The 26,004-nt window shown below is 68.8% G+C and carries 29 protein-coding genes; 13 read left to right on the forward strand and 16 right to left on the reverse strand.

Features of this window, described 5'->3' with window-relative positions:
• Window positions 1-162, forward strand: coding sequence for a hypothetical protein (locus tag ABD188_RS15230; RefSeq protein ID WP_344064092.1), 162 nt, complete (start codon window positions 1-3; stop codon window positions 160-162).
• Between the two features lie 27 nt (window positions 163-189).
• Here the strand turns inward: ABD188_RS15230 and ABD188_RS15235 are convergent, their stop codons facing one another.
• From ABD188_RS15235 to ABD188_RS15250, 4 genes are all read right to left on the reverse strand, one after another.
• Entirely contained in the window at window positions 190-1,692 is a 1,503-nt protein-coding gene (locus ABD188_RS15235) for a glycoside hydrolase family 130 protein (RefSeq protein ID WP_344064094.1), read from the reverse strand.
• On the reverse strand, window positions 1,689-2,735 hold the full coding sequence (locus tag ABD188_RS15240; RefSeq protein ID WP_344064097.1) for a glycosyltransferase: 1,047 nt from the start codon (window positions 2,733-2,735) through the stop codon (window positions 1,689-1,691). The genes ABD188_RS15235 and ABD188_RS15240 overlap by 4 nt, the downstream gene beginning before the upstream one ends.
• A complete protein-coding gene (locus ABD188_RS15245; RefSeq protein WP_344064100.1) occupies window positions 2,732-3,862 on the reverse strand; it encodes a glycosyltransferase in 1,131 nt (376 codons plus the stop codon). The genes ABD188_RS15240 and ABD188_RS15245 overlap by 4 nt, the downstream gene beginning before the upstream one ends.
• Window positions 3,863-4,077: 215 nt before the next feature.
• On the reverse strand, window positions 4,078-4,953 hold the full coding sequence (locus ABD188_RS15250) for an ion transporter (RefSeq protein ID WP_344064103.1): 876 nt from the start codon (window positions 4,951-4,953) through the stop codon (window positions 4,078-4,080).
• 223 nt (window positions 4,954-5,176) lie between these two features.
• Here ABD188_RS15250 and ABD188_RS15255 point away from each other — a divergent pair, with 223 nt between their 5' ends.
• Window positions 5,177-6,178, forward strand: coding sequence for an LLM class flavin-dependent oxidoreductase (locus ABD188_RS15255; protein WP_344064106.1), 1,002 nt, complete (start codon window positions 5,177-5,179; stop codon window positions 6,176-6,178).
• A gap of 10 nt (window positions 6,179-6,188) precedes the next feature.
• Here the strand turns inward: ABD188_RS15255 and ABD188_RS15260 are convergent, their stop codons facing one another.
• Window positions 6,189-7,247, reverse strand: coding sequence for a uroporphyrinogen decarboxylase/cobalamine-independent methonine synthase family protein (locus ABD188_RS15260; protein ID WP_344064109.1), 1,059 nt, complete (start codon window positions 7,245-7,247; stop codon window positions 6,189-6,191).
• Window positions 7,248-7,446: 199 nt separating this feature from the next.
• On the opposite strand from ABD188_RS15260, the gene ABD188_RS15265 reads away from it, so the two are divergent.
• Complete coding sequence (locus ABD188_RS15265) at window positions 7,447-7,797, forward strand: LysR family transcriptional regulator (RefSeq protein ID WP_344064112.1); 351 nt, start codon at window positions 7,447-7,449, stop codon at window positions 7,795-7,797.
• A gap of 15 nt (window positions 7,798-7,812) precedes the next feature.
• Here the strand turns inward: ABD188_RS15265 and ABD188_RS15270 are convergent, their stop codons facing one another.
• From ABD188_RS15270 to ABD188_RS15285, 4 genes are read right to left on the reverse strand one after another with little or no spacing between them, the layout of a single operon-like run.
• Window positions 7,813-8,376 (reverse strand): alpha/beta fold hydrolase, encoded by a 564-nt coding sequence (locus ABD188_RS15270; protein ID WP_344064116.1) that lies wholly within the window; start codon window positions 8,374-8,376, stop codon window positions 7,813-7,815.
• Window positions 8,377-8,405: 29 nt separating this feature from the next.
• Window positions 8,406-9,479: a redox-regulated ATPase YchF gene (gene ychF / locus ABD188_RS15275; protein ID WP_344064119.1), complete on the reverse strand. Its 1,074-nt coding sequence runs from the start codon at window positions 9,477-9,479 to the stop codon at window positions 8,406-8,408.
• Window positions 9,480-9,539: 60 nt separating this feature from the next.
• On the reverse strand, window positions 9,540-10,154 hold the full coding sequence (locus ABD188_RS15280) for a dihydrofolate reductase family protein (protein ID WP_344064123.1): 615 nt from the start codon (window positions 10,152-10,154) through the stop codon (window positions 9,540-9,542).
• 20 nt (window positions 10,155-10,174) lie between these two features.
• Window positions 10,175-10,924 (reverse strand): class I SAM-dependent methyltransferase, encoded by a 750-nt coding sequence (locus tag ABD188_RS15285; RefSeq protein WP_344064127.1) that lies wholly within the window; start codon window positions 10,922-10,924, stop codon window positions 10,175-10,177.
• An 81-nt stretch (window positions 10,925-11,005) separates the two neighbouring features.
• Between ABD188_RS15285 and ABD188_RS15290 the strand changes: the two genes are divergently transcribed.
• Window positions 11,006-11,608, forward strand: a complete 603-nt coding sequence (locus tag ABD188_RS15290) for a 3'-5' exonuclease (protein WP_344064130.1) — start codon at window positions 11,006-11,008, stop codon at window positions 11,606-11,608.
• 81 nt (window positions 11,609-11,689) lie between these two features.
• On the forward strand, window positions 11,690-13,003 hold the full coding sequence (locus tag ABD188_RS15295) for a DNA recombination protein RmuC (protein ID WP_344064133.1): 1,314 nt from the start codon (window positions 11,690-11,692) through the stop codon (window positions 13,001-13,003).
• Between the two features lie 48 nt (window positions 13,004-13,051).
• Here ABD188_RS15295 and ABD188_RS15300 read toward each other — a convergent pair whose 3' ends face one another.
• On the reverse strand, window positions 13,052-13,351 hold the full coding sequence (locus ABD188_RS15300; protein WP_344064136.1) for a hypothetical protein: 300 nt from the start codon (window positions 13,349-13,351) through the stop codon (window positions 13,052-13,054).
• A gap of 48 nt (window positions 13,352-13,399) precedes the next feature.
• Window positions 13,400-14,389, reverse strand: coding sequence for a class II fructose-bisphosphatase (glpX, locus tag ABD188_RS15305; protein WP_344064139.1), 990 nt, complete (start codon window positions 14,387-14,389; stop codon window positions 13,400-13,402).
• A 185-nt stretch (window positions 14,390-14,574) separates the two neighbouring features.
• Between glpX and fbaA the strand changes: the two genes are divergently transcribed.
• Entirely contained in the window at window positions 14,575-15,606 is a 1,032-nt protein-coding gene (fbaA, locus tag ABD188_RS15310) for a class II fructose-bisphosphate aldolase (protein WP_344064141.1), read from the forward strand.
• Between the two features lie 15 nt (window positions 15,607-15,621).
• On the opposite strand, the gene ABD188_RS15315 is transcribed toward fbaA, so the two are convergent.
• From ABD188_RS15315 to ABD188_RS15330, 4 genes are read right to left on the reverse strand one after another with little or no spacing between them, the layout of a single operon-like run.
• Entirely contained in the window at window positions 15,622-16,329 is a 708-nt protein-coding gene (locus ABD188_RS15315) for a zf-HC2 domain-containing protein (RefSeq protein ID WP_344064144.1), read from the reverse strand.
• A complete protein-coding gene (locus ABD188_RS15320) occupies window positions 16,326-16,856 on the reverse strand; it encodes a sigma-70 family RNA polymerase sigma factor (protein ID WP_344064147.1) in 531 nt (176 codons plus the stop codon). Before ABD188_RS15320 ends, ABD188_RS15315 begins: the two co-directional genes overlap by 4 nt.
• 53 nt (window positions 16,857-16,909) lie before the next feature.
• Complete coding sequence (locus tag ABD188_RS15325; protein ID WP_344064150.1) at window positions 16,910-17,482, reverse strand: DUF6264 family protein; 573 nt, start codon at window positions 17,480-17,482, stop codon at window positions 16,910-16,912.
• Window positions 17,482-18,519 (reverse strand): 4-hydroxy-3-methylbut-2-enyl diphosphate reductase, encoded by a 1,038-nt coding sequence (locus tag ABD188_RS15330; RefSeq protein ID WP_344067155.1) that lies wholly within the window; start codon window positions 18,517-18,519, stop codon window positions 17,482-17,484. The genes ABD188_RS15325 and ABD188_RS15330 overlap by 1 nt, the downstream gene beginning before the upstream one ends.
• Before the next feature lie 116 nt (window positions 18,520-18,635).
• Here ABD188_RS15330 and xseA point away from each other — a divergent pair, with 116 nt between their 5' ends.
• From xseA to ABD188_RS15365, 7 genes are read left to right on the forward strand one after another with little or no spacing between them, the layout of a single operon-like run.
• A complete protein-coding gene (gene xseA, locus ABD188_RS15335) occupies window positions 18,636-19,970 on the forward strand; it encodes an exodeoxyribonuclease VII large subunit (RefSeq protein WP_344064153.1) in 1,335 nt (444 codons plus the stop codon).
• 9 nt (window positions 19,971-19,979) lie between these two features.
• The gene (locus tag ABD188_RS15340; RefSeq protein ID WP_344064156.1) at window positions 19,980-20,231 is read left to right on the forward strand and encodes an exodeoxyribonuclease VII small subunit; all 252 of its coding nucleotides are present in this window, start codon (window positions 19,980-19,982) and stop codon (window positions 20,229-20,231) included.
• On the forward strand, window positions 20,231-20,866 hold the full coding sequence (locus tag ABD188_RS15345) for a DUF4245 family protein (protein ID WP_344064159.1): 636 nt from the start codon (window positions 20,231-20,233) through the stop codon (window positions 20,864-20,866). The genes ABD188_RS15340 and ABD188_RS15345 overlap by 1 nt, the downstream gene beginning before the upstream one ends.
• Before the next feature lie 38 nt (window positions 20,867-20,904).
• On the forward strand, window positions 20,905-21,519 hold the full coding sequence (locus ABD188_RS15350; protein ID WP_344067157.1) for a carbonic anhydrase: 615 nt from the start codon (window positions 20,905-20,907) through the stop codon (window positions 21,517-21,519).
• A 33-nt stretch (window positions 21,520-21,552) separates the two neighbouring features.
• Window positions 21,553-22,947, forward strand: coding sequence for a class II fumarate hydratase (locus ABD188_RS15355; RefSeq protein ID WP_344064162.1), 1,395 nt, complete (start codon window positions 21,553-21,555; stop codon window positions 22,945-22,947).
• A gap of 47 nt (window positions 22,948-22,994) precedes the next feature.
• On the forward strand, window positions 22,995-24,506 hold the full coding sequence (locus ABD188_RS15360) for a sensor histidine kinase (protein ID WP_344064165.1): 1,512 nt from the start codon (window positions 22,995-22,997) through the stop codon (window positions 24,504-24,506).
• Entirely contained in the window at window positions 24,503-25,159 is a 657-nt protein-coding gene (locus ABD188_RS15365; protein ID WP_344064168.1) for a response regulator transcription factor, read from the forward strand. Before ABD188_RS15360 ends, ABD188_RS15365 begins: the two co-directional genes overlap by 4 nt.
• Before the next feature lie 83 nt (window positions 25,160-25,242).
• Here ABD188_RS15365 and ABD188_RS15370 read toward each other — a convergent pair whose 3' ends face one another.
• Entirely contained in the window at window positions 25,243-25,842 is a 600-nt protein-coding gene (locus tag ABD188_RS15370; RefSeq protein WP_344064171.1) for a hypothetical protein, read from the reverse strand.
• Window positions 25,843-26,004: the final 162 nt, after the last annotated feature.

Below are 26,004 nucleotides of genomic sequence, written 5' to 3' on the forward strand. Positions count from 1 at the left end.
ATGCCACTGAGAGCAGCACGAGTCGGACGGGTCGGCGTCGTCGGCGCCCCCGTCGCCAAAGCCGCAGTCGTCGCCTCGGCGGTCTCGCCCGGACCTTCGCCGATCGCCAAGGCGGCGGTCGTGGGCGCCGTGGTGACGCCCGGACGACGCCGGCGCATCTAGCCGATACGAATCAGCGCAGCCCCGGAGTCACCAGACTTCCGGGACCGCACCGTGGGCGGCGCCGGACGGATTCGACTCCGTCATCGACTCCAGGAGTTCGTCGACCCCGACTGAGAAGACGCGGATGCGGGAGTCGCCGATGCCGACGGGGATCCACAGGGTGCCACGATGGACGATGCCACCGCACGAGTACGCCACGCGGGGCACGTATCCGTCGCGCAGGTCGCCGGTGGGCTTCAGCAGCGGTTCCGTCGTTCGCGCGATGACCCGCAACGGGTCGTCCACGTCGAGAAGCAGCGCGCCGAGCGAATAGGTGCGCAACGGTCCCACGCCGTGCGTGAGCACGAGCCATCCCCGGTCGGTCTCGATCGGTGCGCCGCAGTTGCCGAGCTGCACGAGCTCCCACAGTTCAGTCGGAGGGTGGACGATCCCCACGTCCTCCCAGATGACGCCGTCACTCGACTTCGCGAGGGAGATGTTCTCGCCATCGGTGCGGCTGAGCGCCAGGTGGTGGCCGCCGACAAGTCTCGGGAACAGCGCCATCCCCTTGTTCCGTGCACCGGTTCCGGTCAGCCGATGGATGGCGAACTCGGCCAAGTCGGGAGAGGTGATCAGCCGCGGGGCGATATCGCGTCCGTCGTATGCCGTATAGGTGGCGCGGTAGCCCACGACACCGTCGGCGTCGGTGAAGCGGACGAACCGCGCGTCCTCCATGCCGTGGTTCTCCTCCGCGGCCACGGGCAGCAGCATGCGTGCGCTGAGCGGAGTGCCCGCGGTGAAGTCGGCACGGTAGGCGGATGCCGCCATGTCGCGCATAGCCTGCGTCGGCCGTCGGCTGTCAGGTCGGGTGGAGAGCTGGTCGGGCAGTTCGAGGAGCGCGTACTCCAGCTCGGCCACCGTGAAGCGGTCGGGCAGCTCACCGAGCACCGCGGTTGCAAGGTCGCTGAGATGACCTTCGTGCTCGAGCGCGCGCGCGTAGTGCGTCCGCGACCAGTCGCCACTCCACACGGTCGGCGGACTGAGCGGGGTTGCGCGCGGGGCGAAGGTCCACGCGCCGCCGGCGTCGATCACGGCCTCCGCGAACCCGATGGATGAGATGTGACCCTCGCCGATGCACCGCAGAGCGATCGCGACCCGCAGATCGCCCTCGCCGAGTCCCTCCTGCGAGGGATGCTCGATCGCACTCGGGTTGCACAGTGCCGCCCCCTCCACCGCGTACTCCGCTGTGAAAGCCGCGCCGAGCACGAGAAGCTGGGCCTCGGTGAGCCGCGACGCGTCCGCGATCCGGCTGCCGACGGCCCGCGCGTTGGAAATGAGCAGGTCCTCGGCGTCCGCGTGGCGTCCTTCGAGGTCGGAGACGACCAGTTCCGCCATCTGCTCCGTCAGTGCGGCCGAGCTTTCGAGCACCCGCCCGACGATCTGGGCGACCCGCGAATACGACGAAGGCAGACCGTCACCGGGGAGGAAGAATCGGGCGACGATGCGCGCCGGATCGTGCTCGAGATGAGCGTTGTGCTCCCGAACGATCAAGACGCCACCAGCTCCAGCACCTCGAGGCGGCGGGCGTGCTGGTATGTGCTCAACGCCGCGAGCGTCGACTCCGCCCCCCGGTTCCCGTTGCGACCATGCTCGTGCAGACCATCGAATCCGGCACCCGACACGTGATCGAACATGGGTGTGGACGCGTCATTGTCGCCCGTGAACCAAGCCCAGGCGATCGCGACGACATCGCGCCACTCGCTGTCCTGGGTGATCTCGAAGGCACGCGCGCTCGCGTCCGCGAGGGCGGCCACCTCGATCGGCTGCTGGTCGAACTGGGCCGATCGCTGCGCCGGACCACGTCCGGCGACGCCGGCGACCGAGAGGTGACCTCGGGCGGTCTCGATGTGGACCAGGAATCGCAGCATCAGCAGACCGCGGGCGATGATGCGGGGGTTGTCGGTCGCGGAGCCGCCGGCCAGGAGCGCTTCGGGGAGCACCGCGTTCGCGTAACGGAGGCGTGGCTCGGGCCACTCCCACGAGTCGACGTGCGGCGTCGCGATCGTCGCCATCCCGTCGAGCACCAGGGCACGAGCGGCGAGATCGTGCGGATCGTTGATGAGCACCTCCGCGGCACCGAGCGTGGCGAACGCCATCGCCCTGCCGTGCGGCGAGCGAGCCAGTGCCGCGCGGTGGAACGCGGCGAGCGCCTGGTAGCGCAGCTGCTCGGTCGGGGCGCGGACGGCCGCGAGGCCGAGAGCCTGCACGGCACGGCCCCACCAGTCGCCCAGCGCCGGCTCGTCGGTCCAGCCGCCCCCGTCCGCCATCCGGTTGTGTGCCCGGCCGTCCGGGTCGACGGCCTGCTCGACGAAGCGAAGACATGTCCTCATCAGCACGACCAGCTCCGGAGCGGGATCGGGCTCACGAAGCAGGACGCCGATCGCGCGGGCGACGTCATCGACGCAATAGCCGTGCTCGCGCCGCGGCGCGTCGAGGAGAGCGTGCTCGAACACGCCGTGCTCATCCGACAATGCGAGCAGGTGCGAGAACGAAGGGGCCGCTGCCGAGGTGACGTTCGACTCCGGTCGGGTCATGCGGCGACCGCGGCCAGTCGGGTGGCGATCGCCCTGTAATGCTCGGCGACGACCGGCCAGGAGGAATCGTGCGTGTCACGGAGGGCCGCTTCATGCATGCGCTCGGCCGTCCTCTCCTCCTCGATGATGATGCGGATGGCGTCCGCCATCGACTGCGGGTCGCGGTGCTTCGCGATCAGGCCGGCGCCGCCGGCGAGCAGTTCGATCGCGTGGGGGAATCCGGTCGCCACGACCGGGATCCCCGCCGCCACCGCCTCGACCAGGACGCCGGACGTGGCCTGGTCGTGCGAGTCGTAGGGCAGCAGGACGACGTCGGATTCGGCGGCGAGCTCGGCGAGCTGATCGGCCCCGAGGTAGCGGTCGTCGAGCGTGACCAGATCGGCGAGATCGAGCTCGGCGATCAGCTCATGGAGCGATTCGCGATAGCGCTCACCCTCGCGTGCGAGCACCTTGGGGTGGGTCTGGCCGGCGATCAGGTATTCGACCGGCGGAACGACATCGCGAAGCTGTGCGATCGCCCGGATCCCCCACTCGAGTCCCTTGCCGGGCGAGATGAGGCCCCAGGTGAGGATGCGCCGCGATTCGGTGCGCATCCTGGGACGAGCCGGGATCGGCACCGGAACACCGTGCGGGATGACGCGGACCTTGGAGTCGCGCACGTTGTACGTCCGGCGCAGGATGTCGCGCGCGTTCGCCGTCATGACGACGACGTAGTCCGCGAGCTTGCACACGGTGTCGAGCACGGCGCGCTGGTGCGGTGTCGGAGCGTCGAGCACCGTGTGGAGCACGACGATCGATCGGGTCGCGAGAGACCGCAGCAGTGGGATGATCTCATCACCGTCCGGCCCGCCGTAGATGCCGTACTCGTGCTGGATGATCGCGACGTCGCACCGATCGAGAGCGCGCACGGAAGTGCGCATGCTGACGCGGTTTCCCGCGATCAGCTCGGCGGTGATGGGGATGCGGCCCACGACGGCGGGGCCCGGCCGGCCGTCCCGCACATCGAGCACGCGGACGATGGTGGTCTCGTGCGTGTCTCCGGAGAGGGCGTCAGCGAGGCCTTCCGTGAAGGTGGCCAGGCCGCAGCGGGTGGGCGGGTACGTGGACAGAAAACCGAAGTGGGTCATGGCGACCATCTCTGTCGGCCCGGGTCGGACGACGCCGGGTTACTTCGAGACGTCTGCCAACGGCATCCCTCGTGGGACTGCGCCTGCGTCGCCGCCGTCCGGTGTACGCAGCGGCGTGAAGCCACCGCGCGGTGGTCCAACTTTACACCCTGGTCGCGTCAGGCCCCTCCGATGGATCTGCCCCCCGACGAGCTCCCCCTCACTGGACGGCAGTGTCACTGGCTCGCGACGGCGCCTCCCCCGGCATCGACCAGCCGCTTGATCTCGGCCAGTTCGGCCTGCGATCGAAGCATTAGGGCGCGGAGTTCATCGAGTGTCGCGGCGGAATCGGCAGGTGCGGCATCCGTCTGGATCGTCGCATTCGCGTCATCGCTCGCCGCCGACTCGATCGAGCCCGTGTCCACCGGCTCGGGCTCATCCGCCGACGGCTCCTCATCCTCCTTTCGGGGCGACAGGAAGACGTTCGCCAGATACCCCGTGAACGTGCCGAAGATGCCGACACCCACGATGATGATGACGGTGCCCACCAATCGGCCCGCGTTCGTGACGGGGTACTGGTCACCGTAGCCGACCGTCGAGATCGTGACCATGGTGTACCAGAGCGCGTCGGATGCCGTCGTGATGTTGGCGCCTTTGGCGTACTGCTCGACCTGCAGCACCGTCAGGCTGCCGAACTGGAGCACCATGATGCCCATCAGCAGAAGTATCAGCAGTGCGCTGCCGGCGCGATCCCTGATCAGCGTGCGCCAGATCGTGCGGATGCCGACCTCGCGCAGCAGGCGCGTGACGCGGATCAGCCGGAAGATGCGCAGCACCTTGAACTGCGGGAAAGGCAGGCTGGCGAGCAGGTCCGCCCAGCCGAAGTGCTTGAAGAAGTATGTGCTGCGGGATGGCGCGGTCACCATCCGGTACGTGAAGTCGCCGAGGAAGATCGCGCTGAACAGCGCGTTCATCACCTGCAGGACCGTCTGCATCGCCGCGTCGTCGACGTACGCGTACAGAAGCACGAGATTCAAGATCGAGAGTATCGACAGGATGCCGATGAAGATCTCGTAGCCGGTCTTCTTGAGTTCGGTCTTGACCTTCGCCATGCCCGGAGTATGCCAGGTGCGTCGGCGGACAAGCGAGCCGGGGTCAGCCCCTGGAGTCGTCGGGGTTGTCGCCGTGGCTTTGGCGAGTCTGCGTGGTCCGCTCGTTCAAAAGCGAAACGATCGGACCGCTCGCCGTGCCGATGATGGCGACACCGCCCGCCATGAGCACCACGGCCGGAATCAGTCCGACGACGGTGACCGGCCGTTCTGCAAGGATCTGGGTATGTCTGCCGTCACACACACCCCGGCCAGCGTGGGTGTCATGCTCCCCCGCGATCTTCCCGCAGATCAGGTGCTCACCTTCGCCCGTCGCGCCGAGGACCTCGGCTTCGACGAGCTCTGGGTCGTGGAAGACCTCGGCTTCCGCGGGGGCATCGCGCAGGCGAGCGCCGTCCTCGCCGTGACCGAGCGGATCACCGTCGGCATCGGCATCCTCCCCGCAGGAGCTCGCAATGCCGCGTTCACGGCGATGGAGCTCGCCACCCTCGCCCAGCTCTTCCCGAACCGGCTCGTGGCCGGGATCGGGCATGGGATGCCGGTATGGATGCGGCAGGTCGGCGCCTGGCCGAAGAGCCCCCTGACGCTCCTCGAGGAGTACACGACGGCGATTCGCACCCTGCTCCGGGGTGAGCCGGGACCGGGGGCCGGGCGCTATGTCGATGTGGCGGGCGTCACGCTGACCGAGATTCCCGATGTCGTGCCGCCGATCCTGCTCGGCGTCCGCGGTCCCAAGTCGCTCGCCGTCGCCGGGAGGTCAGCCGACGGCGCCATCCTCGCCGAACCATCCACGCCCGGGTATGTCGCGGCCTCGCTCGGCATCGTCGGCACTGCTGCACCGGTAGGCGCCGACATCCGGATCACGACCTACGACGTCGCGGCGATCGATGACGAAGCCGAGGCCGCCGTCGCGCACGCACGACCCGCGCTCGCCTGGTTCGGCGAACCGGACTGGGCGCCGCACCTCGTCGACCTTCCCTTCGCGGCCGAGCTCGCACGCCACCGCCAGGGCTGCTCGGGACCGGAGGAATTCGCGATGACGATTCCCGCCGAGTGGGTCGCCGAGCTCTCGCTCGCCGGCACGCCCGACCAGGTGCGCGACCGAATCGCCGCCCGCGCGCGAGCGGGAGCGACGAGCATCATCCTCACGCCCGTCGGCGCCGACCGCCTCGGACAGCTCCGCCGCTTCGCGGAGGTGCGGGCCGGGCACGGGGTCGCAGTGCCCTGACCGCGCCCGATCAGCTGTGTGCGTCGACGACCGCCGCGTGCAGATCGAGGAGCGGAGCGGTGCGCTCTGCCGGCCCTCGGCCGAATCCGCATTCGGTGCCGACCCCGAAGCTGTCGAGGACCGTCGCCGCAGCCGCGATTCGGCGCTCGGCGCCCTCGAACCCGTCCTCGTGGTGGAGCAGGCCCAGGTCGAGTTCGGTGCCTGCGGGCAGATCGAGGTCCGCGAGGGGCGCGAAGTAGGCCGCGTCGTCCCGCTCTATCGGCACGGGAAGGTGGAACCAGCTCACGGTTCGAGGTGACGCCGCCAAGATCCCGCGGATGACGGATGCAAGGGTTCCGGCATCCTTCGGCTGGATGAAGTGCTGCTCCTCGACGTCGCCGTAGCAGAGGTGGAAGCCCACCTCCACGTCGTCGGGAACGGCGGCGATCTGGCGGATCGCGCGATCGATCACGCCACCGAGGAGGTCGCCCTCCCACCCCGCGCTGAACGGCACGCCGCCGAACTCGGCGCGATCGAGGATTCCGAACTCGACCGCCGAATCCCACTGGATCGCGAGGTCCTCGTGCGGGATGGCGTCGGCGATGCGGGAGACCTCGGCGAAGAGGGCGTGCTCGTACACCGGCTCGACGGCGGTGCGGTCGTCGGGCACGATGAAGGCCCCGACGACACCCACTGGCGTCGGGAGCGAGACCTGGAAGCGCGCCCCGGCAGGGATTGCGCCGCCCTCGCGTACCGCGGCGAACTGTGTATACGACTCGATCGCCGCGTCAGCGTAGCCCAGGTTCGGGAACTGCAGGTCCGCTGCGGCGACGGTGCCGTCGAGGGCGAACGGGCGCAGGTCGAAGATGTCGCGGATCCGATAGGGCAGCTCCTCGCCCACACGGACGAGCCCGGGGGTCTCGTCGAGGCGGAAGGTCTGGAACTGTATCCAGTAGAACCGCTCGCCGACCTCGCCGTCGGGGATGCGCTTGGCGCGATCCCCGAGGTGCTCGCCGACGGCGCGGAAGACGGACTCGGCGTCGGGCTGGTTGATGCTGCCGACAAGGTGGGCGTTGGTGACGGTGACCATGGCGTGGTGCTCCTTGGAACGGGAGCCGCGATAGCGCGACTCCGCGGAACGAAACCGCAGGCGTGTCCCGCGAGTGGGATGCGAGACTTCGCTGCGCGCTGCGCGCTCAGAGTAACAGCGGGTGCGAACGTCATCCGCTGCGTTGCGGTCCATTACGCTACTCAGCCATGAGCTACGCGGATGACGCCAACGGGTCCTCGTGAACATCACCGTGCTGCAGCGGTTCGTCGCCGTCGTGGACGAGGGGCTGCACGTCCCGCGCGCCGCAGAAGCCCTCGGCATCCCGATCGCCGCCGTCTACTCCTCCCTCGACAAGCTCGAGGACGAAGTCGGACATCCGCTCTTCAACCGCGCCAAATCCGGATGGACATTGACTGCCGCCGGAGTCCTGCTTCTCGAGGAGGCCGAGCGGCAGATCGCCGCCGCACCCGCCCCGGCCGCTAAGCCGGTGGTGCCGGCGGGCGGCAAGGCGAAGGCCTCGAAGGGCAAGGGGAGGGCGCCTGCCGTCAAAGGGCAGCCGAAGCCGTTCAAGAAGCGACAGGGCCGTTAGGCCGCAGTCGCCGGGCTAGTCCCAGTCGAGGTATTCCTCGATGATGAACGCCGTCTGGATCGGGTGCGTCAGGGGGAACAGGTGGCCTGCACCGTCGACGGTCTTGACGCTCGCACGCTCCGGCGCGGTCGACTGCAGGCGCTCGCCATTGACAGGCGGGGTGGTCTCGTCATCCGTTCCCTGGATGATCAGCACCGGCATGATCGGCGCGAGCGGGATGTCCTGATCCTCCACTCCGAGCAGCAGCAGGCCGTTGACCCGTTCGTGGTGCGACGCGGCGAACGCCCGTGCCACCGTTCCGCCGGCGCCGTGCCCGCCGATCCAGGTGTGGTCGAGCCCCAGATGGTCGATGACCGCCGCGACATCCTGCACCCGCTCGTCCAGGCTGTCCGAGTCGGCGCGGGTGTCGACCCGCACGACATGGAAGCCGGCCTCCTCGACGAGGTAGTGCGAGATCACGCCGAGACCATCGGCGCCGAGGTCGCGCTCGGACAGGAGCACGAGTGAGACCGGTCCCTCACCCTCCACGGCGAAGGGGATGGCGCGTCCGTCCGGCTCGAAGGTCTGGGTGTCGGTCATGGGCGTCCTCTCAGCTGGGGAACTGCGACTCAGACGTTGAAGCGGAACTCGACGACATCCCCGTCGTGCATGACGTATTCCTTGCCCTCGAGGCGCGCCTTGCCGCGGTGGCGGGCCTCAAGCACCGAACCCGCGTCGATCAGGTCCTGGTACGAGATGACCTCGGCCTTGATGAAGCCCTTCTCGAAGTCGGTGTGGATCACACCCGCCGCCTGCGGCGCCTTCCAGCCCTTGCCGATCGTCCAGGCCCGCGCTTCCTTCGGCCCGGCGGTGAGGTAGGTCTGCAGCCCGAGGGTGTCGAAGCCGATCCGGGCGAGCTGGTCGATGCCCGACTCCTCCTGACCCGTCGATGCGAGCAGTTCGGCGGCATCGTCGGGGTCGAGGTCGATGAGCTCGGACTCGATCTTCGCGTCGAGGAACACCGCGTGGGCTGGCGCGACCAGGGCCTCGAGCTCGGCCAGACGCGCGGCATCCGTGAGCACCGCCTCGTCGACGTTGAACACATAGATGTACGGCTTCGCGGTCATCAATCCGAGCTCTTTGATCGGCGCCAGGTCCAGATCCGAGTGCGACAGCAGCACGCCCCTCTCGAGGGCATCCTTCGCGGCGACGGCGGCCTCGAGCGTCGCGGCATCCGCTCGCTTGCCCTTGACGTCCTTCTCGAGACGCGGAATCGCCTTGTCGAGAGTCTGCAGGTCGGCGAGCATCAGCTCGGCATTGATCGTCTCGAGGTCGTTCTTCGGGTTCACGTCACCCTCGACGTGCACCACATCGTCGTCGGTGAAGCCGCGCACCACCTGCGCGATCGCATCGGCCTCGCGGATGTTCGCAAGGAACTGGTTGCCGAGCCCCTCGCCTTCGCTCGCCCCGCGCACGATCCCGGCGATGTCGACGAACGACACCGTCGCGGGGAGGATGCGCTCGGAGTGGAAGACCTCGGCGAGCTTCGCCAGGCGTGCATCCGGCAGCGACACCACGCCCACGTTCGGCTCGATCGTGGCGAACGGATAGTTCGCCGCCAGCACGTCGTTCTTGGTCAGCGCGTTGAAAAGGGTGGACTTGCCGACGTTGGGCAGGCCGACGATGCCGATAGTGAGAGCCACGGGCATCCAGTCTACGGGTGACAGCAGCCGCCTCCCGGCGTCAGGCGCCGTGCTGGTCCCTCAGTCGGCGGGATCGACGCGCCACCGCATCAGCACATTGCCCGACTCGGCCCATGCGTGCGTGCCGAGGAGCTTGAGCGACACCGGTGGCCGGTCGCCGAACAGCGGAACGCCGCCGCCCGCGATGAGCGGGAAGGTCACGAGGTGCAATTCGTCCACGAGCCCCGCGTGCATCAGGTCGTTCCAGAGCAGCCGCGAGAGCAGGATCAGGATGCCGCGCCCGTCGCCCTGCTTGAGCGCGGCGACCTCGGCGCGCGAGTCGGCGATCCGAACGATGCGGGTGTTCGGCCACGGAGCGATGTCGTCCTCGGTGATGGTGTCCGAGACGACGATCTTCTCGATGTCCAGGATGAGCTCGGCCAGCTGACGACGGATGCCGGTGGCACTCGCATCGCCTTGGACGCCCAGCCAGTACTCCATGTTCCCGAGAAAGGACCGCCTGCCGGCGAGGAGGAACGTGTCGGAGTCGCGCAGCAGCCCCGCGGTGTAATGGTCGAACGAGTCCGCACCCGCATAGTCGGAGTGCTGGTTCTCGAAGAACGACACGATGTCGTGGTCGTCGTCTTCGTACCGTCCGTCGACGGTGGTGAAGTTGCAGACCGTGAGCGTGCGCATGGCCGCCACGCTACCCCGCGCTACGGCCGGATGGTGCGGTAGGCGCGCGTGACGTACGGCAGAGTCACCGGCTCCGAGCCGACGGCTCCGATCTCATCGAAGAGGTCGGCGAGGCCCGACTCGATCCGATCGCGGTCGTCGGGCGCTGCTGTGATGACATAGCTGCGCGACCGCGCCATCGCGAGCAGCGCGTCTCGGGTCATGGGCCTGCTCCATCGCCAGACACGCGCCTCGACCCCGTCGAACGGGTCGCGCACCGCCGGGTCGCCGTCGGCGAGCATCTCCTCGGCATGGCTGCCGTGCATGATCTCGGTGAGCCGGTGAACCCACGGCACCGACTCGTCGCGGATGTTCCAGACGAGACCCAGCACACCGCCCGACCGCAGCACGCGGCCCGCCTCGGCGGAGGCCGCGACAGCGTCGACCCAATGCCACGCCTGGCCGAAGAGCAGCGCATCGACCGACGCATCGGGGAGCGGCATCCGCTCTGCCGACCCCACGAAGGTCGGCACGCCGTGAACGTGAGTCCGCAGCTCGGCGAGCATGGCCGCGTCCGGATCGATCGCGACGACCTCTGCACCCAGCTCCACCGCGACGCGGGTGAGCTTGCCCGTGCCGGCCCCGGCATCCGCCACTCGGAGCGCGCGACCGTCTCGATGCACGGGATCGAGCAGCCACTGCACCGCCGCGGTCGGGTAACCGGGGCGGCCGGCCTCGTACACGCTGGCGTTCGAGCCGAACGACTTCGACATCTCCTCGCGGCTGGCCATGCATCGAGCCTACGACGCGGGTCGCACCCGGTCACGGCGCGCCTCCGCGCATACCCGTGCCGCGCGGGTGACTCTGACAGCGTGCCCCTGGACTTCACCGCGATCGACTTCGAGACGGCGAACTCCAGCAACGCGTCAGCGTGCGCGGTCGGGTTCGCCCGGGTGCGAGACGGCCAGGTCGTGGCGACGGCGGGATGGCTCATCCGCCCACCGGCAGGGCACGACCGTTTCTTCGAGCTGAACACGCGGATCCACGGCATCCAGGCCGAAGACGTCATCGACGCGAAGGGCTGGACCGAGCAGCTCGGCGATCTCGCCGCCTTCGCCGGCGCGGATGTGCTGGTCGCACACAACGCCGGCTTCGACATGGCGGTGCTCAAGCGCGCGTGCGAGGCGACCGGTGACGACTGCCCGCCGTACCGCTACGCGTGCAGCCTGCAGGTCGCCCGCAAGCTGTACCAGCTGGAGTCCTACCGCCTGCCGTTCGTCGCGGCGCAGGCGGGGTTCGCCGACTTCCCGCACCACAACGCCACCGCCGACGCCTTGGCGTGCGCGCACATCATGATCGACGCCGCGCGCCGCGTCGGTGCCGACGACATCGAGGCACTGGCCCAGGCAGCATCGATCCGGGTCTGCCAGATCGCGATCACCGACGCCCCCGCCGTGTCGTTCGCGGTCGCCTGAGCCCACCACCTTGCCGCTCCGGGCGGTCGCCGCGCCGTGACGCGAGCGACGGATGTCGGGGGCTGCCGTCATCCTGAACCCATGGACGCACTCATCCTCTCCGGCGTGGTGATCGGATCCCTGCTGCTCGGCGCACTCGCCGGCTGGGTTCTCGGCATCGCGCGAAGCAGCGCCCGGAGCACGCGCGAGCACGCCGAGGTGAAAGCGCGACTCGCCGCAGCCGAGGCGGCGCGACTGGGCGTGCAGGCCCAGCTCGACCACCAGCAGCTGCTGTATCGCGACCTCGCCGGCCAGGCTCGAGCCGACCAGGCCGCGCGCGAAGAGCGCGAGCGCCGCGAGCAGTCCGTCCTGCGGGCGCTGGCTCCGGTCCAAGAGACCCTGCACTCGATGCAGACCAAGGTCGACGAGCTCGAGCGCGACCGGCACACCCAGTTCGGCACGCTCGCCGAGCAGCTGCGGCGCGCGAATGAGACCGACGATGCCCTGCGGACGATGACCGAGTCACTCGCGAGTGCGCTGCGCTCGGGCAGCACTCGGGGCGTCTGGGGCGAGACCCAGCTGCGGCGAGTGGTCGAGGCGGCAGGACTCACGCGCTACATCGACTTCGACACGCAGACCTCGATCATGTCGGATGCCGGGGCCGGCCGCCCCGACATGGTCATCCGCCTTCCCGGTGACAAGGCGATCGCCGTCGACGCGAAGGTGCCGCTCGACGCGTACCTGGAGGCGAGCGCGATCTCGCTGACCGCGCAGGGCGCAGAGGCGGCGCGCCGCCGAGCGCTGCTCGACAAGCACGTCAAGGCCGTGCGATCGCATGTCGACGCGCTGGCGAAGAAGACGTACTGGGCGGGTCTGCCGTCGAGCCCCGAGTTCGTCGTGTGCTTCCTGCCGAGCGAGTCGCTGCTGGCGGCCGCGCTCGAAGAGGATCCGTCGCTGCTGGATTACGCGTTCGGCAAGCGCGTCGCGCTCGCCTCGCCGGTGAACCTGTGGGCAGTGCTGAAGACCGTCGCCTACACCTGGACGCAGCAGGATGTGTCGCGAGAGGCCCGGACGCTGTTCGAGCTCGGCAACCAGCTCTACGAGCGGCTGGGCGGGCTGGCGAAGCACGCCGACGATCTTCGCCGTGCGATCGAGCGCACCGTCGACAGCTACAACAGCTTCGCGGGCTCGCTCGAGACCCGGGTGCTCGTGAGTGCGCGGCGGTTCCCCGGCATCGACCAGACCAAGCTCGACGCCCTGGCACAGCCGGGGGCGATCGACAAAGCACCGCGGCGGCTCACCGCTCCCGAACTGCTGGACGGTGCGCTGGCCATGGACGAGCCTTCTGCCCTGGCCGATCTGGGAGACCTGCGCGACCGGCTCGCCGATACGCCGGAGCACGATCCCGCAGCGTGACGCGACCAGGGGCGGCTCGGGTCGATCGCGGTCCGGTCGAGGGTCAGCTCACGCGCCGCCGGGCACGAAGCTCAGCAACGCGATCACGGCCGCCGACACGGCCACGAAGGCGCCGATCATCCACCAGGCGCTGACCTCGTGACCCTCGTCCCGGCGCACCCGCAGCAGGACGTCGGGACGGCGCGCTGGGTCGTGCGCGTCGGCGATGACCGCCTGCGCGCCGGTCTGCGGCGACGAACCGCTCAATTGTGCCGACATCGAGATACCCCCTCGGGCGTGGGAAAACGAAAGCGAGTCCTCGTTGACACCGGTTCGATTGTGCCAGACAACCGCCTCGGACGTGGTCACAAACGCGTCACTGCGATCCCTTGCCGTGCCGGCGGGAGCAGCCGGCGACTACAGCCACTTCGAGACGAGGTGCTCCGAAGAGATCCGACGGAGCGTGCCCGAGGCGCCGCGCAGCACCACGCTCTCCGTGTACAGGTACTCCCCCTCGCGGCGCACACCTGCCACCAGCTGACCATCCGTCACGCCGGTCGCGACGAAGATCGTGTTGCTCCCTCGCACCAGCTCGTCGGCTTCATACACGTAGCCTTCGAGCTTCAACCCGGCGTCGATGCCCTTCTGCTTCTCGTCGTCGTCGCGTGCCCAGAGCCGTCCCTGGATGTGACCCCCGAGAGCCTTGATCGCGCACGCGGTCACGATTCCCTCGGGGCTGCCGCCGATGCCGACGCACATGTCGGTGCGGGCGTTGTGGCGTGCCGCGTTGATGCCGCCGGCGACGTCGCCGTCAGTCATCAGCCGCGTGCCGGCGCCCGCGGTCCGGATGTCTTCGATGAGCTGCTCGTGCCGGGGCCGGTGCAGCACCGATACGACGAGCTCGTCGACGGGCTTGTCGAGCGCCTTCGCGAGCAGGCGGATGTTCTCGCCGATCGGAAGCCGGATGTCCACGACTCCGACTCCTGCCGGCCCCGTCACGAGCTTGTCCATGTAGAACACGGTGGAAGCGTCCAGCATCGTCCCGTGGTCCGAGACGGCGATGACCGAAAGCGCGTTGTTGCGGCCCGCAGCGGTGAGCGAGGTGCCGTCGATCGGGTCCACCGCAACATCGCACTGCGGTCCGCGGCCGCTGCCGACGTGCTCACCGTTGAAGAGCATCGGGGCGTCATCCTTCTCGCCTTCGCCGATCACGATGGTGCCGTCGAAGTCGACCGTCGTGAAGAACGCCCGCATGGCGTCGACGGCCGCGCCGTCCGCCGATTCCTTCGCGCCACGGCCGATGAACGGCACCGCCCGGATGGCTGCGGCTTCGGTCGCGCGAACGAGCTCCAGCGCGAGGTTTCGATCGGGATGCAGGGGGTTCATATCAGCGGTCAGACTCACCATGGCGCCAGCCTAACCAGCGCGGCATCCGCCAACCGGCGTCTGTCGCGACCAGTGCGCGAAGGAAATGCGATTCTTTCGCCAGGGATAGACGACGCCCCACTGCACGGACGAGTCGACCTCACCCTGCCACTCGGCGAGCGCTTCGCTAGAGTGACCATGACGTCCCCACAGACCAAGGAGCACTCATGCCCGTCGCCACTCCCGAGCAGTACGCCGACATGCTGGATCGCGCCAAGGCAGGCGGATTCGCGTATCCCGCGATCAACGTCTCCAGCTCGCAGACGATCAACTCCGTGCTCCAAGGTCTGACCGAGGCGGGGTCCGACGGAATCCTCCAGGTCACCACGGGCGGTGCGGACTACTTCGCCGGGCAGAGCGTCAAAGCCCGCGCCACTGGCGCCCTCGCCTTCGCCAAGTTCGCCACCGAGGTCGCGAAGAACTATCCGATCACGGTCGCGCTCCACACCGATCACTGCCCGAAGGATGCTCTGCCGGGCTTTGTGATCCCCCTCATCGAGGCATCAGAGGAAGAGGTCAGGGCCGGCCGCAACCCGATCTTCCAGTCGCACATGTGGGACGGCTCCGCGGTCCCCCTCGATGAGAACATCGAGATCGCGAAGGACCTGCTCCCCCGTCTCAAGAACATCAACGCCATCCTCGAGGTCGAGATCGGCGTCGTCGGCGGCGAGGAGGACGGCGTCCAGCACGAAGGCTCGAACGATGCGCTGTACACGACGGTGGCGGATGTCACCAAGGCCGTCGAAGCGCTCGGACTCGGCGAGAACGGCCGCTACATCTCGGCCCTCACGTTCGGCAACGTGCACGGCGTGTACAAGCCGGGCAACGTCAAGCTGCGCCCCGAACTGCTCGGCGAGATCCAGGAGGGCATCGCCGCGCGCTTCGGCACCGCAGCGAAGCCGCTCGACCTCGTCTTCCACGGCGGCAGCGGCTCGACCTCCGAGGAGATCTCGCTCGCGGTCTCGAACGGCGTCGTCAAGATGAACATCGACACCGACACCCAGTACGCGTTCACGCGTTCGGTGGCCGGCTTCATGTTCTCGAACTACGACGGCGTCCTGAAGGTCGACGGCGAGGTCGGGAACAAGAAGGCCTACGACCCCCGTGCATGGGGCAAGGTCGCCGAGTCGGCGATGGCCGTCCGCGTCGTCGAGGCCACCCAGCAGCTCGGTTCGCACGGCAAGAGCCTCGGCGTTTAGCCCGCCGGCGGACGGCTACCCGGTCAGTTCAGTCCGCATGAGGACCTTTCCCGACGTGACGGAGCGGATCTCGATGGCGGAGATCTGATCGGGGTCGAGGGATGTCCCGGCACCCAGCCGGGCCGTCGTGCCGGGGAACGCCAGCCAGCTCGACACCTCGCTGGTCGTACCGTCCGCGGCTTCGATCACGAGTGCGTACGGCCATCCCTTCGAGGGTTCATCGGGGTCTGCAGGCTCGGTGTAGCGGCAGATCATCTCGAGCCGCGTGCCCCATGCCACGTCGACGAGTTCGACCGTCGCCGTGATCGGCAGGTCGGCGACAGGCTCGAGGGCCACGACCTGGATGTTGCGCACAGCGGGCGCGATCGAGATGGTGACCGCCAGGACCACCGCGGTGACGACTGCCGCCGCGGCCGCGACACCGGTCGCCCACCAGGTGCGACGACGCCGGCGCGCCTGGCGGACCCCCAGGGCGATGAGGTCCCCGCGGCGCTCACTGCTGGGCCCGTCACCCGCGTCGGCCGGCTCGAGCAGCGACTCGGCGCGCTCGGGCGAGACGCGGGACAGCAGCCCGATCGTGGGGGCGGTCTCGACGATCGCCGCGCGGCACGCGTCGCAGTCCTGCAGGTGCGCCTCGAACAGCCGTCGGTCTGCGGGGCTCAGCGCGCCGAGGAGGTAGGCGGCGTCCCATTCCGCGAAGTACGCGTGATCCGGGTTCGTCATCGCGTCACCCCCTTCTCCTGCAGCGCGAGCCGCAGGGCGCGAAGTCCGTAGTGAAGCCGCGACTTGACGGTGCCCGCGGGGATGTCGAGTTCCGCCGCGATCTCGGTGATCGGAAGGCCGCCGAAGTACGCGCGGACGATGACTGTGCGGTGATCGGAAGAGAGCGATGCGAGCGCCTCCTCGACGAGGATCGCCTCGAAGAGCGCATCCGTCAGGTCTGCCGTCGCGACCTCCGGAGTCTCGGCGACCGCGATCTCACGGCGGCGATGAGCACTGCGCGCGTCGTCTATCACGAGGTGACGGGCGACCGTGAACATCCACGACCGGGCGGTGGCAGGATCCTGCTCGAGGATGCGGGGTGTGCGCCACGCGCGCAGCAGCGTCTCCTGCACGACATCGTCGGCCGCTGCTCGATCTCCGGTGAGGTGCACGACGTAGCGCCACACCGGCGCGGCGTGCGCGTCATAAAGCGCACTCAAGCGCGTGGCATCGTCAGTCGCACGGTCACCAGCACCGTCACGTGGCATCTTCACCTCCCGCTGGAGACACGAGACACAGTGGCGGAAGGTTCAGCCGTGTGTCAGCGGACCGAGCCGACCAGGACGTCCCAGACGGCGGGATCGGACATGAGCGGCACCAGCATGAGACTGCCGCACGCGAACGTGAAGACGATGCCTCCGACGAGCGGGATCCACCATGTCAGCCGTCCGCGGCGCAGGCTCCACAGAGACAGCGCAGCCGTGATGGCCCAGCCGACCGCGAGGATGATCGCGGCCGCGATGCCCCAGGGCCGTCCCGCGGCGGGGTCGGACAGCTCGACGTCGACCCCGAGCAGCCTGAAGACCGTGTCGGTGTAGGCGCCGTAGTCCACGAGTGCGGGGATCGATGTCACGACGTTCACCAGCCCATACGCGAGCAGCGCGAACGTGATGATGCGGTCGTAGGGCCGTGGTCGGCGCTCGGCCGTAGCGGCCGGCGCGGACGCCCGTCCCGGGACGACCGCCGGGGGCGTGGGCTCGAGCTGAACCGCTGGTCCGGCACTCGCGGCCAGGGTCGTCGCGTCCGGCTGACGGATGCGGGCGCGCTGCTCCTCGGGCGTCGCGTACTCGCCGTACTGCGGCCGCGGCGGCGAATCGGGGGTCTGGTCGGTCATCAGCGGCCACGTCCTCCCAGGGCGCGGTCATCACGCCGGCCGTCGGCATCCTGACGCAGCTCTTTCGGGAGCGAGAACAGCAGGTCCTCCTCGGCGGTGCGCACCTCTTCCACATCGCGGAAGCCGGCGAGCGCCAGGTCTTCCATGACCTGCTGCACGAGCACCTCGGGCACCGAGGCACCGCTCGTCACACCGACGGTCGCGACGCCCTCGAACCAGGCCTGCTCCACCTCATCGGCGTAGTCGACGCGGTACGCCGCCTTGGCGCCGTATTCGAGAGCCACCTCGACGAGCCGGACGCTGTTCGACGAGTTGGCCGAGCCGACGACGATCACGAGATCGGCATCCTTCGCGACCTTCTTGATCGCCACCTGGCGGTTCTGGGTGGCGTAGCAGATGTCATCCGACGGCGGATCCTGCAGCTGCGGGAAGCGCTCGCGCAGGCGCCGCACGGTCTCCATCGTCTCGTCCACCGAGAGTGTCGTCTGCGACAGCCACACCACCTTCGACGGGTCGCGCACCTCCACGACATCCGCGTGGTCCGGCGAGTTCACGACCGTGACGTGGTCGGGAGCCTCACCGGCGGTCCCTTCGACCTCCTCGTGACCCTCGTGGCCGATCAGCAGGATCTCGTAATCGTCGCGCGCGAACCGGACCGCCTCGCGGTGCACCTTCGTCACGAGCGGGCAGGTCGCGTCGATGGCCTGCAGGCCGCGATCGGATGCCGCGTTGACGACGGCCGGTGACACACCGTGTGCGCTGAAGACGACGTGAGAACCCGCCGGCACCTCGTCGACCTCTTCGACGAAGACCGCCCCCTTCTGCTCGAGCTCGGTCACGACGTGGATGTTGTGGACGATCTGCTTTCGGACGTAGACGGGAGCCCCGTAACGCTCGAGCGCCTTCTCGACGGCGACGACGGCGCGGTCGACTCCGGCGCAGTAGCCGCGAGGCGAGGCGAGGAGCACCCGCTTGGGTCGGCCGACCGGGATATCCTGGAGCGGTTCGCGCCGTCGCGGAATGCGCGGGACGGGCATACTCACAGAGGTCTTGCCCAAGGCGCTGGTGCTCACCCCTCGATTCTACGGTCGGCCCCCCTGAGCGCAGGCCGAACAGCGCGCCATCCCGGCGCCGACAGGCAGGAAAGGACCGCGTGACGACCTTCGAGCCTCAGATCGCCCCGGGCGAGGCGCCCCCGCCGGATTCCGTCAAGCCGCGCGACTCCACGCCCCAGGCGCCGACATCCGTGTCTCGGCTCAACGAGACGATCCGCGGATTCGTCTCGAATTGGGGCTCGGTGTGGGTCGAGGGTGAGATCACGGGGTGGAACCTCCGCGGCGGCACGGTGTTCGGCCGGCTCAAGGATCTCTCCACCGACGCGACGATCGCATTCCGGATCTGGTCGTCGACGCGCGAGCGGCTTGCGGACGACATGAAGGTCGGCGACCATGTCATCGCCTGCGTCAAGGCCGACTACTTCGTGAAGGGCGGGGACTTCAGCTTCGGCGTCTCGTCGATGCGGCATGTGGGTCTCGGTGATCAGCTCGAGCGCCTCGAGCGCCTTCGCGCCAAGCTGCGAACCGAGGGACTGTTCGACGCGTCGCGCAAGAAGCCGATCCCCTTCCTGCCGCACGTCATCGGACTGATCACGGGCGAACGATCGGATGCCGAGAAGGACGTGCGACGCAACGCCGAGCTGCGCTGGCCGCACGTGCGCTTCCGCGCCGCTTACGCCTCCGTCCAGGGCGACCGGTGCGTGCCCGAGACGATCGGCGCCCTGAAGGCACTGGACGCCGACCCGAACGTCGATGTCATCGTCATCGCCCGCGGCGGCGGCGACCCGCAGAGTCTGCTCGGGTTCAGCGATGAACGACTGCTGCGCGCGGTGGCCGCGGCATCCACCCCCGTCGTCAGTGCGATCGGCCACGAGAACGACCATCCGCTCCTGGACGATGTCGCCGACGTTCGGGCATCCACTCCGACGGACGCGGCCAAGCGGCTGGTTCCGGATGTCGCCGAGCAGCGCGCCGCGGTCGCGCAGCTCCGGTCACGCCTCACGTCGCGGCTGACCCAGCGCGTGACGCACGACATCGCGCAGCTCGAACAGCTGCGGTCGCGGCCCGCGCTGCGCGACCCCGACTCACTGCTCACGTCCCGCGCGCACGAAGTGGAGCTGCTCACCGCGCGGGGACGCGATCGGATCGGCCGGGGTCTCGAGGCGGGTGCACGGCGTACCGCCGAGCTGCGGGCTACGCTCGGTGCCCTCTCGCCCGCATCGACACTCGCCCGCGGCTATGCCATCGCCCATCTGGCCGACGGTGTGATCGTTCGGGATGCCGCGCAGGCGCCGAGGGGCGACAGGGTCATCGTCACGGTGGGGCGCGGATCGTTCGCCACGCGTTCCGAGGGCGAGATCGCCGAGGTGGATGGACGAGGCGTCGCGGGCGACCTCGCCGACGCCGCAGGCACCGGTTCGGAGCCGAACTAGGATGGAACCATGACCGAAGCCGCCGCTGACGTGGGGTCGCTCACGTTCGAGCAGGCCCGCGACGAGCTCGTGAGGGTCGTTGCCGAGCTCGAGCAGGGCACGCCCACACTCGAACACTCGCTCGCCCTGTGGGAGCGCGGCGAATCGCTCGCGGCACGGTGCGAGGAGTGGCTCCTCGGCGCGAAGCGTCGCCTCGATGCCGCCCGTTCCACGGGCGCCGCGGCAGCGTCGGCGCCCTCGGGCGAAGGCACGGTGGCGTGATGGCGCAGGCGCCCCGCGTGGTCGCCGAGCTCGGCAGGCCGGAGACCCCGGAAGAGACCGCCGACCGCAAGGCCGCGGCGTCGGAGGCCTATCGGGCGAGCAAGACCACCCGCAATCTCATCGCGGCACTGCTCGTGACGCTCGCTGTCGTGCTGGTCATCATCCTGGGGGTCCCCCGCGGCGCACCGCCGGCGCCCGACCGGATCGACGTCGCGGCCGTCGCCCGCGACGTCGAGCAGGCCGAGGGCCGGAGGGTCGTCATCCCCGATGCCCCCGAGGACTGGCTGGTGAACAGCGCGACGGTCGACGGTGACTCCACCCGCGCGTGGACCGTCGTCTATGTTCCCGCCGAGGGCTTCGTCCGCGTCTCCCAGGGGTTCGACGCCGACGAGTCCTGGCCGGCACGGGTGCTCGGCGGGGCAGAAGCAGACGACACCGTGACGATCGGCGGCGTCGAGTGGGACCGCTACGCCATCGACGACCCTGCGAAGGCCGGCAACGTCTCGGGCGCCCTCTCCACTGAGGCTGGTACCGATACCGTCATCGTTTACGGATTCGCCGACGACAAGGCGCTCGAGACCGCCGCCGCTTCTGTGGCGGAACAGGTCCTCGAACTCCGCGAGGAGGCCGAGTGACCTCGGACGGACCCAGTCCTCGCAAGGCGTGGGCCGAGATGCAGCGCGGCAACGCGCGCTTCGTCGCGGGCGAGCCCCGGCATCCCCGGCAGGACGTCGAACGACGCAATCTCCTGGCCGCGGGTCAGACGCCGCGCGCCGCGCTCTTCGGCTGCTCCGATTCGCGACTTGCCGCCGAGATCATCTTCGACAAGGGTCTCGGCGACCTGTTCGTGGTGCGCAACGCAGGTCAGGTGATCTCGGACTCGGTCATCGGCAGCCTCGAGTACGCGGTCGCCGTGCTCGGCGTACCCCTCATCGTCGTGCTCGGACACGATGAATGCGGCGCCGTGAACGCCGCGATCGAGAGCACCCAGCTCGATGCACCAGCTCTTCCCCCGCACATCTGGCGACAGATCGCGCCGATCGTGCCGGCGGTGCGCCGCGTCATCCAGCAGAGCGGCAACGGTGCGAGCCTGCCCCTCGAGATCGATGCCGAGCAGGTGGGGCGCGAGCATCTCCGGGACACGGTCGCGGAACTGCTGCACTCATCGGAGCTGATCAGCGAAGCCGTGGCCGAGGGACGCCTCGCCATCGTGGGCGCCAACTACCGCCTGGCAGAAGGCGCGGCGGTGCCCGACATCGTCGTCGGCGCCGCGACCGACGAGGCGTGACCGGAACGTAGCAACAGACGGAGGAACGACGACGTGACCGACATCGAATACCGCATCGAGCACGACACGATGGGTGAGGTGCGCGTGCCGAAGGACGCGCTCTACGGGGCGCAGACCCAGCGCGCGGTGGAGAACTTCCCCATCTCGGGCGATCCCCTCGAGCCGGCACAGATCGTCGCGCTTGCGCGGATCAAGAAGGCCGCCGCACTCGCCAATAAGGCATTGGGCACTCTCGACAGCACGATCGCAGAGGCCATCGCGCGCGCGGCGGACCGGATCATCGCAGGCGAGTTCGCCGACCAGTTCCCCATCGACGTGTACCAGACCGGCAGCGGGACGTCGACGAACATGAACATGAACGAGGTGCTCGCCTCCCTCGCGACCCAGGATCTCGGCTCCCTCGTACACCCGAACGACCATGTCAACGCATCGCAGTCGTCGAACGACGTCTTCCCGACCTCGGTTCACATCGCGGTCACGCAAGAGTTGATCGACGATCTCATCCCCGCGCTCGACCACCTCGCAGTCTCCCTCGAGGCGAAGGCCGAGGCGTGGCACGACGTCGTCAAGTCGGGTCGGACGCATCTGATGGATGCGACGCCCGTGACGCTCGGCCAGGAATTCGGCGGGTACGCCCGCCAGATGCGACTCGGGATCGAGCGGGTACAGGCCGTGCTGCCTCGCGTCGCCGAGGTTCCGCTCGGCGGAACCGCGGTGGGCACCGGCATCAACACCCCGCTGGGGTTCCCGCAGAAGGTGCTCGAGCTCATCGTGGCCGACACCGAGCTGCCGATCACCGAGGCGAAGGATCACTTCGAGGCACAGGCGAACCGCGACGCGCTCGTGGAGGCATCCGGGGCGCTGCGCACGATCGCCGTGTCGCTGACGAAGATCAACAACGACATCCGGTGGATGGGCTCGGGTCCCAACACCGGGCTCGGCGAGCTGCACATCCCCGACCTGCAGCCGGGCTCGTCGATCATGCCGGGCAAGGTCAATCCCGTCATCCCCGAGGCGACGCTGATGGTGTGCGCGCGCGTCATCGGCAACGATGCGACCATCGCCTGGGCGGGGGCATCAGGGAGCTTCGAGCTCAACGTCGCGATCCCGGTGATGGGCACTGCCATCCTGGAGTCGATCAGCCTCCTCGGCAATGCGGCGCGTCTGCTCGCCGACAAGACGATCGACGGACTCGAGGCGGATGTCGACCGCGCGGCCGCCTACGCCGGCATGTCGCCATCGATCGTGACGCCGCTCAACAAGCTCATCGGCTACGAGGCGGCGGCGAAGATCGCGAAGCACTCCGTCGCGAAGGGCATCACGGTCCGCGAGGCCGTGATCGATCTCGGCTACGTCGAGCGGGGCGAACTCACGATCGACCAGCTCGACGAAAAGCTCGATCTGCTGTCGATGACTCATCCCGGATGATCTGAAGGCTGTGCCGATTCGCGGCATGGTGGAGCGATAATCAGAGGGTGGCACGCTCACCCCGGCCGATTTCGGCGCGCGTCAGGATCCTCGGAGCGATCCTCGCTGTGGCGTGCATCGGCCTCGCGATCGTCGGCAGCGTCACATTCCTGGTCCAACGCGAGCGTGTCATCGTCGATGTCGACGCGCGACTCAAAGCTCAGGTGGACCGGCTCGAAACCGTCGCGCAGGGCGGCCAGGGCGGCCCTGCCAGCGATGTCGGCGACCCGTCCACGCCGAGCCTCGATGTCAACGAGTACGAATCGCTGACGGCTTACCTCAAGGCCGTGATCGGCACACTCGTCCCCTCACGCAATGAGGCATCCCTCGCGATCATCGACGGCTCCGCACGGCTGGTCCCGGGAACGCTGTCGGGCTTCGACATCTCTGAGCAGGATGAGCTGATAGCCCGGGCCGTCGCCGATACCGCCGGGGGCAAAGTGAAGGTCGGTACCGCGGTCACCGACATCGGATCGCTTCGATACATCGCCATACCGGTGGAGGTCGAGGGCGATCCGGCGTCGGGCGTATACCTCCGGGCCATCGACCTGGGGGCCGAGCTGGAGCCCGTCACGGCCGCCATGACGACCTACATCATCGCGGCGGTCGCCGTGCTCATCGCGATCGGCATCGTGGGATGGTTCGTCACAGGCCGCCTGCTCTCCCCCATCAGACACATGCGCGAGACGGCGGATGCCATCACGATCACCGACCTCTCGCCGCGCCTTCCCACCCAGGGCAACGACGACATCGCCGACCTGTCGCGCACCGTGAACTCCATGCTCGATCGCATCGAAGGCTCGGTCGACGTTCAGCGCCAACTGCTCGACGACGTTCGTCACGAGCTGAAGACGCCCATCACGATCGTGCGCGGCCACCTCGAGCTGATGGATCCCACAGATGCCGAGGATGTCGCCAGCGCCCGCCAGATCGGCATCGCCGAGCTGGATCGCATGACGCGACTCGTGGAGGACATCGACATCCTTGCGACTGCCGAGGGTGACGCCTACAACATGGCCGAGGTCGACCTCGGAGCGCTCACGGCGCGGGTTGCAGAGCTCGTCACGGTCATTCCCGACCACTCGTGGAGCATCGACGCGCACGGCGAGGGCGTCATCGTCGCCGACTCGGATCGCCTGCTGCAGGCGTGGCTGCAGCTCGCCGACAACGCCGCCAAGTACACCCCGGCAGGTGCTCCGATCGAAGTCGGCAGCGAGCTCGATGGGACGGGCGCCAGATTGTGGGTACGAGACCACGGTGCGGGCATCCCTCCTGCCGCCCGCCATCGCATCTTCCGCCGGTTCGACCGTGCCCACGGCAAGCGCTCGGTCGGCGGGTCCGGACTCGGCCTCGCCATCGTCGACGCCATCACCAAGGGCCATGGCGGGCAATGCGTCGTGACCGACACGCCGGGCGGCGGCGCGACCTTCACGATCCACCTGCCACCCGCCGCGGGGGCGGGGCTGCCCGCGCCGGTGCGCGCCGGCGACGTCGTGCTGCAGCGTGAGGCGTCCGAGTGACCAAGATCCTGATCGTCGAGGACGAGCCGCGCATCGCAGCCTTCGTCAGCCGTGGGCTGCAGTCTGCGGGCTACGAGACAGAGATGGTCGAAGACGGCGCAGATGGCCTTGCACGCGCCCTCAGCGGAGACGCCGACCTCGTGCTGCTGGACGTGGGACTGCCGACGATGGACGGCTTCGAGGTGCTGCGAGAGCTGCGCTCGCGTGGTTCCGCGGTGCCGATCATCATGCTGACGGCTCGCTCGAGCACCCGCGACACGGTCGAGGGACTCGATGGTGGCGCCAATGACTACGTTCCGAAGCCCTTCACGTTCGAGGAGCTGCTGGCCCGCGTGCGGTCACGCCTGCGCGAGACGCCGCTGGCCGCGGGCGTGTCTGTCACGCATGACGACGTGGTGCTCGACATACTCGCCCGACGGGCGACCGTCGGCGGACGAGAAGTCGACCTGTCAGCCCGCGAGTTCGCCCTCGCGGAGCAGTTCCTGCGTAATCCGGGCCGCGTGCTGAGCCGGGAGCTGCTCCTCAGCCGGGTGTGGGGGATGGACTTCGATCCGGGCTCCAACGTTGTCGATGTCTACGTGCGCTATCTGCGCGGCAAGCTCGGTGCAGATCACATCGCGACGGTGCGCGGAGCCGGGTACCGCTGGGAGTGATCGCCCTCATCCGGGCATGAAGAAGCCCCCGATGCTGGGGGACATCGGGGGCTGGTAAGGGCCGGGCTGGGGAAGCCGGCCACCTATCGGTCGTGGTTATCTGGGGTATCCCACGATCGATTCTTCTTCACACCGAAGCCATGCTTCTCTGAGTGGCGTTCGGCGTCTCTGTCCGCATCTGCGGAGTCCTGCGAAGAGCCCTCGTATGCCGCCTGCTCGAGCGCGGCCCGCTTCTCTTCAAGAGTCTTGATCATTGCGTCGATGCGTTCGTCGGACCAGCCGACACGGTTCGCCCACGCGCGCAGCCTGTCCCATGTTCCGGTCGCCTCGGCCTCGGCGACCGCGTCATCGACGACCGTGGGCTCAGCTGGCGTCGTGGGCGCAGGCACCGAAACATCCACCGGTGCCGGTCCCTCCACCGTCTCGGTTCCCTGATCGACAGGCGCCGCCGGCGCCGATGCCGTGGGCGCCGGGGTGGTGGGGGTCGGCGCCGGAGCCGGCGTGGGGGCCACGGCAGTGGCGGTCGGCGTGGCCGACGGGACGACGACACGGGCCGCGCCGATCGAGGCGCCGCCCGAGTCGGCGAGGGCCACGGAGTTTGTCAACGCGACGAGGCAGACGACGGCGACACTCGCCACGACGGTGGCCATGCCACCGACGGCGAAGCGTGTCGTGCTGTCCACGGTCGCCTCCGTTTCGATCGAGTTCGCAGTCCTGCTCATCAATCGTGACAGACCCGGCCCTGTGATAACGCCGATTCAGATGAGACTCTTCTCATTCCCACGGCTCGCGGGGAGCGGCGAAGCAGCGTGCCGGCGGGCGGGATGCGGCATCCCGCCCGCCTC

The organism is Microbacterium pumilum, from assembly GCF_039530225.1.
Classification (GTDB): Bacteria; Actinomycetota; Actinomycetes; order Actinomycetales; family Microbacteriaceae; genus Microbacterium; species Microbacterium pumilum.

Coding starts and splice junctions, on each gene's coding strand:
- ABD188_RS15230 (WP_344064092.1), top strand. CDS start 1: ATGCCACTGAGAGCAGCACGAGTCGGACGGGTCGGCGTCGTCGGCGCC.
- ABD188_RS15240 (WP_344064097.1), bottom strand. CDS start 2,735: ATGACCCGACCGGAGTCGAACGTCACCTCGGCAGCGGCCCCTTCGTTC.
- ABD188_RS15245 (WP_344064100.1), bottom strand. CDS start 3,862: ATGACCCACTTCGGTTTTCTGTCCACGTACCCGCCCACCCGCTGCGGC.
- ABD188_RS15250 (WP_344064103.1), bottom strand. CDS start 4,953: ATGGCGAAGGTCAAGACCGAACTCAAGAAGACCGGCTACGAGATCTTC.
- ABD188_RS15255 (WP_344064106.1), top strand. CDS start 5,177: ATGTCTGCCGTCACACACACCCCGGCCAGCGTGGGTGTCATGCTCCCC.
- ABD188_RS15260 (WP_344064109.1), bottom strand. CDS start 7,247: ATGGTCACCGTCACCAACGCCCACCTTGTCGGCAGCATCAACCAGCCC.
- ABD188_RS15270 (WP_344064116.1), bottom strand. CDS start 8,376: ATGACCGACACCCAGACCTTCGAGCCGGACGGACGCGCCATCCCCTTC.
- ABD188_RS15280 (WP_344064123.1), bottom strand. CDS start 10,154: ATGCGCACGCTCACGGTCTGCAACTTCACCACCGTCGACGGACGGTAC.
- ABD188_RS15285 (WP_344064127.1), bottom strand. CDS start 10,924: ATGGCCAGCCGCGAGGAGATGTCGAAGTCGTTCGGCTCGAACGCCAGC.
- ABD188_RS15295 (WP_344064133.1), top strand. CDS start 11,690: ATGGACGCACTCATCCTCTCCGGCGTGGTGATCGGATCCCTGCTGCTC.
- glpX (WP_344064139.1), bottom strand. CDS start 14,389: ATGGTGAGTCTGACCGCTGATATGAACCCCCTGCATCCCGATCGAAAC.
- fbaA (WP_344064141.1), top strand. CDS start 14,575: ATGCCCGTCGCCACTCCCGAGCAGTACGCCGACATGCTGGATCGCGCC.
- ABD188_RS15315 (WP_344064144.1), bottom strand. CDS start 16,329: ATGACGAACCCGGATCACGCGTACTTCGCGGAATGGGACGCCGCCTAC.
- ABD188_RS15320 (WP_344064147.1), bottom strand. CDS start 16,856: ATGCCACGTGACGGTGCTGGTGACCGTGCGACTGACGATGCCACGCGC.
- ABD188_RS15325 (WP_344064150.1), bottom strand. CDS start 17,482: ATGACCGACCAGACCCCCGATTCGCCGCCGCGGCCGCAGTACGGCGAG.
- ABD188_RS15330 (WP_344067155.1), bottom strand. CDS start 18,519: ATGCCCGTCCCGCGCATTCCGCGACGGCGCGAACCGCTCCAGGATATC.
- ABD188_RS15340 (WP_344064156.1), top strand. CDS start 19,980: ATGACCGAAGCCGCCGCTGACGTGGGGTCGCTCACGTTCGAGCAGGCC.
- ABD188_RS15345 (WP_344064159.1), top strand. CDS start 20,231: ATGGCGCAGGCGCCCCGCGTGGTCGCCGAGCTCGGCAGGCCGGAGACC.
- ABD188_RS15350 (WP_344067157.1), top strand. CDS start 20,905: ATGCAGCGCGGCAACGCGCGCTTCGTCGCGGGCGAGCCCCGGCATCCC.